The organism is Tenacibaculum gallaicum (assembly GCF_003387615.1).
Lineage (GTDB): Bacteria > Bacteroidota > Bacteroidia > Flavobacteriales > Flavobacteriaceae > Polaribacter > Polaribacter gallaicus.
Genome location: NZ_QUNS01000006.1, coordinates 62695 through 73945, shown reverse-complemented (window position 1 = coordinate 73945; position 11251 = coordinate 62695). Strand labels below are relative to the sequence as shown.

The window sequence follows — 11251 nt, the reverse complement described above, 5'->3', positions numbered from 1 at the left end:
AACATTTCAAGAAAATATTATGAAACATAAATTACTCCTCTTCTTTTTATTGATAGCTTCTTTATCGGTTTTTTCTCAAATCCCTTCATATTATAACGATGTAAACTTGAATTTATCTGGTTCAGCATTAAAAAATGAATTAGCTACAAAAATTATCAATACACATACAACCAATTTATCTTACACTCCTGGTGTGTGGAATGCACTAAAACAAACTGATTTAGATCCTAACGACGCTAGTAAGGTTTTATTAGTTTATGGTTATAATGATACTGATGGAAACTACGTTACTGACAGAACCAGAGATAAAAATGCTAATGGTGGTAGTGCTGGTACACAATGGAACAGAGAACATGTATACCCTAAATCCTTAGGAAGTCCTAATTTAGGAACTTCTGGACCGGGAGCAGATGCTCATCATTTAAGACCTGCTGATATTTCTTTCAACTCTCAAAGAGGTAGTAAAAAATTTGCAAATGGTTCTGGTAATGCTGGTAGTGTTTCTGGAGGTTGGTACCCTGGAGATGAATGGAAAGGTGATGTTGCTCGTATGATGATGTATATGTATTTACGTTACGGTAACCAATGTTTACCTTCGGGTGTTGGTACAGGATCAACAATGGCTTCAGATGCTAATATGCTTGCTATGTTTATTCAGTGGAATGTAGATGATCCAGTATCTGACTTTGAAAAGCAACGCAATCCTATTTTAGAAGGAATTCAAGGAAACCGTAATCCTTTTATCGATAATCCTGCATTTGCCACTGAAATATGGGGAGGACCTCAAGCTGAAGATTTATTTGATGGCGGTAATGGATCAGATACCCAAGCTCCTACTGCTCCTACTAACTTATCCGCTTCTAACATTACAGAAACTACAGTTAACTTAACTTGGTCTGCATCTACTGACAATGTTGGCGTAACTGGATATGATGTATATAATGGAGCTACTAAAATAACTACAACCTCTTCAACTTCTTATACTGTTACAAGTTTAACAGCGGCTACTAATTATACTTTTTCTGTAAAAGCTAAAGATGCTGCCAACAATATTTCTTCTTCAAGTAATTCAGTTTCTATGACAACTGACACTAGTTCAGGTGGAGGAAATGGAACAGCTACAGATTTATTAATTTCTGAATATGTAGAAGGTTCTTCAAATAATAAAGCCCTTGAAATTGCTAATTTCACTGGAGCTACTGTAAACTTAGCTGGTTATTCATTAAAGAAAGCTGCCAATGGTGGTGGATGGACCAATACATTAACTTTAAGTGGTCAATTAACAAACGGTAATGTGTACGTTATCGCTAATAACAACGCTTCTAGTACGATATTAAATAAAGCTGACAGAACAGATACTGGCGTAATATCTTTTAACGGAAACGATGCTGTTGGTTTATTCAAAGGAAGTACCCTTATCGATTTGATTGGAGATCCTAATAGTTCGTCAACTTTTGCACAAGATAAAACAATGCAAAGAAAATCTTCTGTTACATCTCCTAATAGTTCTTATACAACTTCTGAATGGGATATCTTAGCTAAAGATACATTTAGTGGCTTGGGAAACCATAACATTGATGGCGGAACTGCTACTCCAGACACAACTGCTCCATCTGCACCAACTAATGTTGCAGCTTTTAACATCACACAAACTTCTGTTAACTTAAGCTGGACTGCATCAACAGATAATATTGGTGTTACTGGGTACGATGTTTATCAAGGAAGTACAAAAATAACAACTGTTACCACTACGAGCTATTCTGTTAATGGATTAACAACCTCTACAAGTTATAACTTTTCTGTAAAAGCAAAAGATGCAGCTAATAATGTTTCTTCAGCAAGTAATACAGTAAATGTAACAACTTTAGCAAACACAGTTTCTTATTGTAGTACAAAAGGGAATAATGTAAGTTATGAATGGATTGACAACGTTGTTATTGGAGGAATTTCAAATACTACTGGAGGAAATGGTGGATATGGAGACTTTACTTCTTTAACAGGAAATTTACCTTATGGAAGTAATAGTATTGTAGTAAGCGCAGGATTTTCTAGTTCTTCTTATACTGAATATTGGAAAGTTTGGATAGATTTTAATAAAAACGGAACTTTTGAATCTTCTGAGGAAGTAGTTAGTGGCTCTTCATCTAGCTCTGGTAATTTATCATATAACTTTTCTGTACCTACCTCTGCTTCATCAGGAATTACACGAATGCGTGTTTCTATGAAATGGGATGCAGCTCCTTCACCTTGTGAAAACTTTTCTTATGGAGAAGTGGAAGACTATACTGTTAACATAGGTAGTAGCTCTAAAGGTATAATGAATCACAATATAACCATCGATGGAAAGTTAGGTAATGAAGCTTCTATTTTTGATGCTAGCATTTCACCAAATCCTAGTGTTGATTTCGTAAAAATTAAATTAGCAGATGACAGAAATGCTACTTTTAAAGTTACAACCTTAACAGGTCAACAAGTTTTAACAGGAAAAGTTACTCATAACAATCTTAACATTTCAAACCTTCATAACGGAATTTATATTCTTGAAGTAAACGACGGTCAAAAGTCATTTACAAAAAAAATCATCAAGAAATAGTTTATAGTTATAGAATACTAAAAAGAGCTTCCAGTTTTGGAAGCTCTTTATTTTTTTATTCGACTTAAAAGACTAAACTTCAATCGTAGTTTTTGTTTCCTTTGAAGAAAAAACATAAGTATATAGCCACATAAGGGTAAATGTTGGTATAACATCTAACCCAGGCATTGCTTCTTCAATAAAAGCAATAACTCCTGCTATTTTCCCTTTGTTTCCTTTATACATTTTTGTCATTATGTACGCTGATGCTGGCGCCCAAACAATGTCTGACAGCTCTCCAAACCCAGGTATTAAATAAGACACATACCCAATAGCGTCAAACAACAAACTTAATGCTAGCTTTTGATACTTTTTTTCTTTATTCATTGATATTAAATTAATTCCACACCCCACAAATCAAAATTCAAGCCAAAATTTATAACTTTTATCTTGTAAATTGATAAGTTTGTTCTAAAATACTAAAAACGAATGACTTTTTCTGATTTCATCAATCAAATAGAAAAATTACAGCAAAAACAATTGGGTGGTTTAACATCTCAATTTAAATTAGCTCCCAAACTAAGAACACGATTTTCAGAAGAATTAATACAAAGTAAAAATCCTAGAAAAGCAGCTGTTTTAGCATTATTTTATCCTGATAACAGTAATCAAACTCGTTTTTTACTTACCGAAAGAGCAAGTTATAATGGAGCACATTCATCGCAAATTAGCTTTCCTGGTGGTAAGTTTGATAAAGAAGATAAAAACTTACAAAACACGGCTTTACGTGAAACCTATGAAGAAGTTGGTGTGCACTATAAATCTATTGAAATAATACGACAAACTTCTGATGCTTATATTCCTCCTAGTAATTTTTTAGTAGCTCCATTTATAGGAGTTTCAGAAAACACTCCTCACTTTGCACCAAATGAAGAAGTTGCAAAAGTAATTGAAGTTTTATTAGCTGATTTACTAGACGACTCAAACTTAACTTCAGTAGAAATGGAAACCTCATACATGAAAAACATTGAGGTACCATGCTTTAAATTAAACGATTACATTGTATGGGGTGCTACTGCCATGATGCTTTCAGAAATTAAAGATTTATTTAAATAGTTTTTTTATATTTTTCTTTTGTAATTTAGCATTTACACTAATAAAACTTGACTATAAAAATGCCTTTATTTAAAAGGAATCCTTTTGGACATATATTGTTCATTAAAAGGTTTTTGATACAAATTCTCGGAGTTATTTCTCACGGACGTTACCGTAAGTTTAATGACCTACAAATAGAGGGAATGGATGTTTTAAGAAATCTCCCCAACGAAAAAGTACTATTTATTTCCAACCATCAAACGTATTTTGCTGATGTGGCTGCAATGTTTCATGTATTTAATGCTGCCTTAAAAGGTAGGGATGATAATATTAGAAATGTAGGCTATTTATGGAATCCCAAATTAAACATATATTACGTTGCCGCAGGTGAAACGATGCGCTCTGGATTACTTCCTAAAATTTTTGCTTATGTAGGTTCTGTTTCTGTTGAAAGAACTTGGAGAAGCGCTGGTAAAAATATTAACAGACAAGTCAAAATGTCTGACATTTCTAATATAGGAAAGGCTTTAGATGACGGTTGGGTAATTACCTTCCCACAGGGTACAACTACGCCTTTTAAACCTATTCGTCGTGGTACAGCTCATATTATTAAAACCTTTAAACCTATTGTAGTCCCGATAGTTATTGACGGGTTTAGACGTTCTTTTGATAAAAAAGGATTGATGATAAAAAAGCGTAACGTACTGCAATCAATGGTTATTAAAGAACCTTTAGACATTGATTACGAAAATGAGGACGTGGCTAACATTATTGAAAGAATTGAATATGCTATAGAGCAGCACCCCTCTTTTTTAAAGGTATTAACACCCAAACAACTGAAAGAGCAAGAAGAATTTATTGAAAAAAGACGTTTTTGGGGAGCTGACAAACCTAAAGAAAACAAAGATTAACAAAATTAAAATTAACGTTTAAGTTATGACTAATAAATCTATTTTAAATAAAAAGTCATTAGACTTCTTAGAAAAATATTTAAATAATGCTGCTCCTACTGGGTATGAATGGGAAGGGCAAAAAATATGGATGAACTATTTAAAACCTTATGTTGACGAGTTCATTACAGATACTTATGGTTCTGCTGTAGGGGTTATTAATCCTGATGCTAAATATAAAGTAGTTATTGAAGGACATGCTGATGAAATTTCCTGGTATGTAAACTATATTTCTGATGACGGGTTAATTTATGTAATCCGTAACGGAGGTAGTGACCATCAAATAGCACCTAGTAAAATTGTAAATATTCACACTAAAAACGGAATTGTAAAGGGTGTTTTTGGGTGGCCAGCTATTCATACACGTAACAAAGCCAAAGAAGAAGCTCCAAAACCAGACAATATTTTTATCGACTGTGGTTGTAGTACCAAAGAAGAAGTTGAAGAATTAGGAGTACATGTAGGTTGTGTTATCACATACCCAGATGAATTCCATATTTTAAACGGAAATAAATTTGTGTGTCGTGCTTTAGATAACCGTATGGGAGGATTTATGATTGCCGAAGTAGCTCGTTTATTACACGAAAACAAGAAAAAAATACCATTCGGATTATATATTACAAACTCAGTTCAAGAAGAAATCGGTTTACGCGGTGCGCAAATGATTACTGAAACAATTAAACCTAATGTAGCTATTGTTACCGATGTAACGCATGATACTACTACTCCAATGATTGATAAGAAAAAAGAAGGTCATTTAGAGTTAGGTAAAGGTCCTGTGATAGCATATGCACCAGCTGTACAACAAAAATTACGTGATTTAATTATTGATACTGCTGATGCTAACAAAATTCCTTTCCAACGCTCTGCACTATCTAGAGCTACAGGAACAGATACTGATGCTTTTGCTTATAGTAACGGCGGTGTTGCTTCAGCTTTAATTTCATTGCCTTTACGTTACATGCATACTACGGTTGAAATGGTACACCGTGAAGATGTTGAAAACGTAATTAAAATGATTTACGAAAGTTTATTAAAAATTGAAGACGGAGAAAACTTCTCTTACTTTAAATAATGTAAAAAATAATCAAGCGTCATTGCGAACAAGTAATGACGCTTTTTTAATCAACGCTCCTCATGGATGAACTTATAGATATTGTTGATGAAAATGGAAATTATACAGGAAAAACCTGCTTAAAATCTGAGGCTCACAAAAAAGGCTACTTCCACCCCACTATCCATGTTTGGTTATATACTTCTGATTATAAAATACTACTTCAAAAAAGAGCGTTAACCAAAAAAGTATTTCCTGGTTTATGGGACATCTCTGTGGCTGGTCATATTGCTGCTGGTGAAGACATTAAAACAGCAGCAACTAGAGAAATAAAAGAAGAGATTGGTTTTGACATCCTTCCAGAAGACTTAGATAAAATAGGAGCTAGAAAGCACATGGTAAACCATCCAAATGGGATTATAGATAATGAATTCCATCATGTGTTTATTGCTGAATTAACCACTCCTATTGAAGAGTTAACACTTCAGCAAGAAGAAGTAGCAGCTTTAAAATTATTTAGCTTAGAAACAATATTACACACTAAAGACTACGAAAACTTATTACTTCCTCAACATCAAGACTATTATTCTTTTGTTCACAATCAAATTCTAAAAAAACTTAGTATATTATAGTAACCTAATTTCATTTAAAATGAAAAAGTTACTATTTTGTTTACTAATTTATCTACTGCAATCTTGTGCTTCTAAACAATATTTAAAAAAACATGGCTTCTCAAGTGATATTAAGAGCATGATAGAAGAAACCTATGTAATAGAAAACAATCAAAAAAAGTTAGTTCAAATAAAAAACCTACATTTTACTAAAAACGGACGTATAAAAATTTCAAAAACTGTAGACAGTCTTGGTAATATGTTAGAAGAAACTGAAAAACGGTTGTGGTTTGAAAAACGTTCGTACCCAAACAAGCTTCCGTATTATTGTAAAACACGATGGAAACCCAATCAACAAGAACGCATTAGTTGTTATACTCAAAAACAGTACAAACAAAATGAAGTTATTGTGCATTACACTAAAAATGGTTTGATTGATAAAATAGTGGATAACTTCTCTACATTTTACACACATCAATACCAATATAAAAATGGTCAACTTTCAAAAATTGTGGTTGCTGATAAATACAGTATTCCTGTAGATACAATCAATATTGAATGTACTTCAAAAGACAACAAAAAAAACTGTCTTGAGCAAAAGAAAAAGTCCACGATTTCAAACACTACAAAGATTGTATCTTTTACATTCACCTATAAATAATACCTCAAAAATTTAAAACAAGGTGGAATACTTTTAAACTTAAATAACTATATTTAAGACAAATAATCACCCTATATGTTAACAAAACAAGAAAAATCTGCATTAAGAAGTAGGTTATTTCGTCATCTAGACGGAATTGTAACTTGTCCTGCAGCCTACACCTTACATGAGAAAGGAATTACAGAGTATTTACTAGAGAAAAAATCAGTTAGTTTAACTGAGATTACCAATCACTTTAATGCTAATGATGGTTACTTAAACGTCGCTTTAAGAACACTGTGTTCACAAGGGTGGTTAACCCAATTTGTTGATAATACTCAAAATACGGTTCTGTTTAAAATTAACGAAGCTTCAACCATTGCTTTTTCCTATTTTCATTTGTATAAAGACGCTTTTTCTTTATTACGGTTTTCTGAAAGTTATAGTGCTAGAAAATTTGAAATTGAACCTTTTGAAAAATTAGAAAACCTCTATAAAAACTTTACAAACAACTTCGGAATTACACTTCCTTCAACTTCTAAGGAAAAAGAAATTCTAACACAAATCCTTACACATATAGAGGGAATTATTGTAGGTCCAACAACTGTATTATTAGGAATGAGTGGTATGTTTCATAAATATTTTATGCAAACCAAGTTTAGTGCAGATGAATTCCATAAAGATGCTGATAATTTCGGACGATTATTAGATTTATTAACTAATTTGGGGTGGTTTACTAAAACAAAGGATTCGTATGAATTTACCCATGAAGGTTTATTTTTTGCTCGTAGAGCCAGTGCTTACGGAGTAACAGTATCGTATATCCCTACTCTTAGAAAGCTAGACAAGCTTATTTTTGGAAATCCTGATATTTTTAGAACTTCTGAGATAGGAAATGATGAAATTCATGTAGATAGAGAAATGAATGTTTGGGGAAGTGGCGGCGCACATTCTACATATTTTAAAGTAATTGACGAAATTATCATCAACCTGTTTAACAAACCTATTAATGAGCAACCTAAAGGAATTTTAGATGTTGGTTGTGGTAATGGTGCTTTTTTAAAACATTTATTTAACGTAATTGAACATCAAACTAAAAGAGGCGCTATGTTAGAAGATCATCCGCTCTTACTTATTGGTGTCGATTATAACGAAGCAGCGTTAAAAATAACTCGTAAAAACCTAGTCCAAGCCGATATTTGGGCGAAAGTGATTTGGGGAGATATTGGGAACCCTAAAGCGTTATCAGAAGATTTACAAGATAAATATAGCATTAATCTTTCTGACTTATTGAATGTCCGTACCTTTTTAGATCATAACAGAATTTGGCAAGAGCCTGCTCCTAACGATGATTTAACTATTACCAATTCAACTGGAGCTTATGTTTACAGAGGAAAACGTTTAAACAATAATCTTGTAGTAGAATCATTAAAACAACATTTCAACAAATGGAAACCCTATATCAGTAAATTTGGGCTGTTATTAATTGAGCTACATACCTCAAAACCAGAATCAGTTGCTAAAAACTTAGGAAAAACAGCTGCTACTGCTTATGATGCTACTCATGGGTATTCTGATCAGTACATCATAGAACTCGATGAATATATGAATACGATGGAAGCTATTGGGTTAACTCCTGATAAAAACACGTTTAAGAAATTTCCAAATTCGGAATTAGCTACAGTTTCTATTAATCTTTTTAAGTAAAAAAGCAAGGTTTAAAACCTTGCTTTTCTTTAATTTTTATTGAATTTAAACTATTTTAATTCTCACTTATAGTATTTTCTTTAACTGACAGTAAATTAGCAAACAACTTATATGCTCCTGGAACACCAGCAGGTAACTCTCTAAAGAAACTTAATCCTGTATAAATATAATTTCCTTTTCCATACTTAGCAACTAACAAACTTCCTTTTTTAGCTGACTCCCCTTTGTCATGCATTGATAAAATAGGTGTGTATTCTGCACTCCATTTATTTGGAAAATACAATCCGCGCTCTTGTACCCATCCTTCAAAATCAGCTTCAGTTATTTTATTTGGGTAGTTTAATATAGAATGTTCCTTTGCCAATAGTATTACCTTAGCATTTTCATTGGTAACTCTATCACGAGATAATTGTAAATTGTACGGAGCTTGTACATCTACTCCTCTATTGGTATTGTATTGTACAATTACGTTTCCTCCATTTTTCACATACTCTAACAAGTATTTTTGCTTAAACTGTAGTTCTTTTATGATGTTATACGCTCTAATACCTACAACAACCGCATCAAACTCTTCTAAATTACCATTAATAGTATTTACATTCAATTCTGTTACTTCATAACCTATTTGCTGCAAACTTTCAGGAATTGCATCTCCAGAACCTTGTATATATCCTATTCTAGTACCATTCTTTTGAATATTTAAGCGTACAACTTTTGCTTGCGATGTTAGTAGTACTGATTGCTTAGGAATATGGCTATAATTAATTTCTATCAATTCTTTATCATAATTTTTTCCTTCAACCTTTGCTGTAGCTTTTAATACTCCCTCTGATTCTTTTTGTGTTGGAGTAACCATAAAATCAATCAGTTGAATATCGCCTTTTTGAGCTATAGAAAATTTCGCTTCACTTGGCATAACACTCCATCCTTTTGGAGCTTTTAACGCAACTGTGCCATTTGTGTTTTTTGCTCCAGAACGAACTTCAACAGTAACTTTTTGAGGACTTTCTGAAGAAAAAATCAGCACTTTATTCAATAATTTTGTGGTTACTTTTGGTAACACTTCAAAAGGTTCATAAATTTCACCTTTATCTCTTTTTGAATAGCGATACACTACAGGTTTTACAAAAGAAATAGATTGATTTTCAATCATTAAATTGAATTGTACTTGAATTGGCCTCGGAGTTTCTGGTTTCCCTCTTAATTCCTGGTTTTCTACCGTGTACATTCCCAAATCCCAAGGTTTTTGTAACCAATATGGTGATGAATATACGACTTCAGGTATCAAAATAGTTTCTGTAAACGTTTTCTTCTTGTTATTCGCTAAATCTAAGTCTTTCTTTATTTTTTTATTTTCTGGAAGTACTTTTATCGAAGATAACTCCATTGAAACTCCACTTCTATTCAATACTTCAAAATCGATATTAATTGTACTATTTGGTGCTGCACTAGAACTTTCTGCAGAAGCTTCTAAATATAAACCTGCACAAGCCTCTATAATTTCTTTTAATTCTTTAGTTTTAATCTTCTTCCAGTGCTCATCTTTTAATTTTTGAACTTTTTGATAAGCTTGTAATAAGGCAGGAAGATGTGTTGATGGGTTTACAAAATCGAAGTTTTGTTCTACTTCATATAAAATATCACCTATCTCTCCACCTCCTTCTACTCTATTCCATGTGGTGTTAATTCCTGAAAAAATATCTTTCTTGTCTTTAGGAAAATCTCCTTTTAAAAATTCTACATATTCTGTTTGGGTTCCTCTTGTGGTAAGTCTTCCGAATCCTTGGCATAAATGCTGACTACTTGCCATTGATGCCAATTCGTTATTCGACAATCCTTTTAAAGGATAATACGTCCCAATATCAAAACTTAACATCTTACTTTTATCTGCTTTGGCAAATTTTTCTTGGCTACCATAAAACCACCAAGAAGTATTAAAAAACAACCTATTTGGTTTCCAAGTATCTGTATATTTTAATTGCTCTGGATACTTTGTTTTATTATTCGCTAAATCAAAAGCTTCAACACTTAACATAGCCGAAGAAGTGTGGTGTCCGTGAGTTGTTCCTGGAGTTCTATGATTAAATCGATTGATGACTACATCTGGTTTAAAAGTACGAATTGCCCAAACTACATCGGCCAATACTTTATCTTTATTCCATATTTTTAAAGTCTCATCTGGATGTTTTGAATACCCAAAATCATTTGCTCTAGAAAAACGTTGCTCTCCTCCATCTACTCCTCTTGCTGCTAACAATTCCTGAGTACGAATTACTCCTAATAGTTCACGCATTTCAGGTCCTATTAAGTTTTGACCTCCATCGCCACGTGTTAACGACAAATATCCTGTTCTTGCTTTTTCATGATTTGATAAATACGCTATTAAGCGTGTATTTTCATCATCAGGATGTGCTGCAATGTATAATGCAGAACCCAAAAAGTTTAATTTTTGAACTTTCTCATAAATTTGGTTTGAAGTAAGTTTTTGTGGTTCTTGTGCGTTTATTGTTAATGAAATCAATAAAAAAGATAGCAATAAAAGTACTTTTTTGTGCATTTTTAATAGTTTGAGTAATACACAAATGTAACTTTTTTAACTAAAGTATAAGGTACATTAACAAA

The 11251-nt window shown here is 32.6% G+C and carries 9 protein-coding genes; 7 read left to right on the top strand and 2 right to left on the bottom strand.

The genetic code is table 11. From position 1 onward, the window contains the following. Positions 1 to 19: 19 nt before the first annotated feature. The gene (locus C7448_RS11575) at positions 20 to 2593 is read left to right on the top strand and encodes an endonuclease (RefSeq protein WP_115901545.1); all 2574 of its coding nucleotides are present in this window, start codon (positions 20 to 22) and stop codon (positions 2591 to 2593) included. Between the two features lie 72 nt (positions 2594 to 2665). On the opposite strand, the gene C7448_RS11570 is transcribed toward C7448_RS11575, so the two are convergent. Then, positions 2666 to 2959 (bottom strand): hypothetical protein, encoded by a 294-nt coding sequence (locus C7448_RS11570; protein WP_115901544.1) that lies wholly within the window; start codon positions 2957 to 2959, stop codon positions 2666 to 2668. Positions 2960 to 3061: 102 nt separating this feature from the next. Here C7448_RS11570 and C7448_RS11565 point away from each other — a divergent pair, with 102 nt between their 5' ends. From C7448_RS11565 to C7448_RS11540, 6 genes are all read left to right on the top strand, one after another. Continuing rightward, complete coding sequence (locus C7448_RS11565; RefSeq protein WP_115901543.1) at positions 3062 to 3688, top strand: NUDIX hydrolase; 627 nt, start codon at positions 3062 to 3064, stop codon at positions 3686 to 3688. A gap of 59 nt (positions 3689 to 3747) precedes the next feature. After that, a complete protein-coding gene (locus tag C7448_RS11560; protein WP_115901542.1) occupies positions 3748 to 4578 on the top strand; it encodes a lysophospholipid acyltransferase family protein in 831 nt (276 codons plus the stop codon). Positions 4579 to 4603: 25 nt separating this feature from the next. Continuing rightward, the gene (locus C7448_RS11555) at positions 4604 to 5692 is read left to right on the top strand and encodes a M42 family metallopeptidase (RefSeq protein WP_115901541.1); all 1089 of its coding nucleotides are present in this window, start codon (positions 4604 to 4606) and stop codon (positions 5690 to 5692) included. A 62-nt stretch (positions 5693 to 5754) separates the two neighbouring features. Beyond that, entirely contained in the window at positions 5755 to 6303 is a 549-nt protein-coding gene (locus C7448_RS11550; RefSeq protein ID WP_115901540.1) for an NUDIX hydrolase, read from the top strand. Positions 6304 to 6322: 19 nt separating this feature from the next. Then, positions 6323 to 6943, top strand: a complete 621-nt coding sequence (locus tag C7448_RS11545) for a hypothetical protein (protein WP_115901539.1) — start codon at positions 6323 to 6325, stop codon at positions 6941 to 6943. 75 nt (positions 6944 to 7018) lie between these two features. Continuing rightward, positions 7019 to 8629: a class I SAM-dependent methyltransferase gene (locus C7448_RS11540; protein ID WP_115901538.1), complete on the top strand. Its 1611-nt coding sequence runs from the start codon at positions 7019 to 7021 to the stop codon at positions 8627 to 8629. A gap of 55 nt (positions 8630 to 8684) precedes the next feature. Here the strand turns inward: C7448_RS11540 and C7448_RS11535 are convergent, their stop codons facing one another. Continuing rightward, positions 8685 to 11186 carry a PIG-L family deacetylase gene (locus tag C7448_RS11535; RefSeq protein ID WP_115901537.1) on the bottom strand — a complete coding sequence of 834 codons (2502 nt, stop codon included), beginning with the start codon at positions 11184 to 11186 and terminating at the stop codon, positions 8685 to 8687. Between the last annotated feature and the right edge of the window lie 65 nt (positions 11187 to 11251).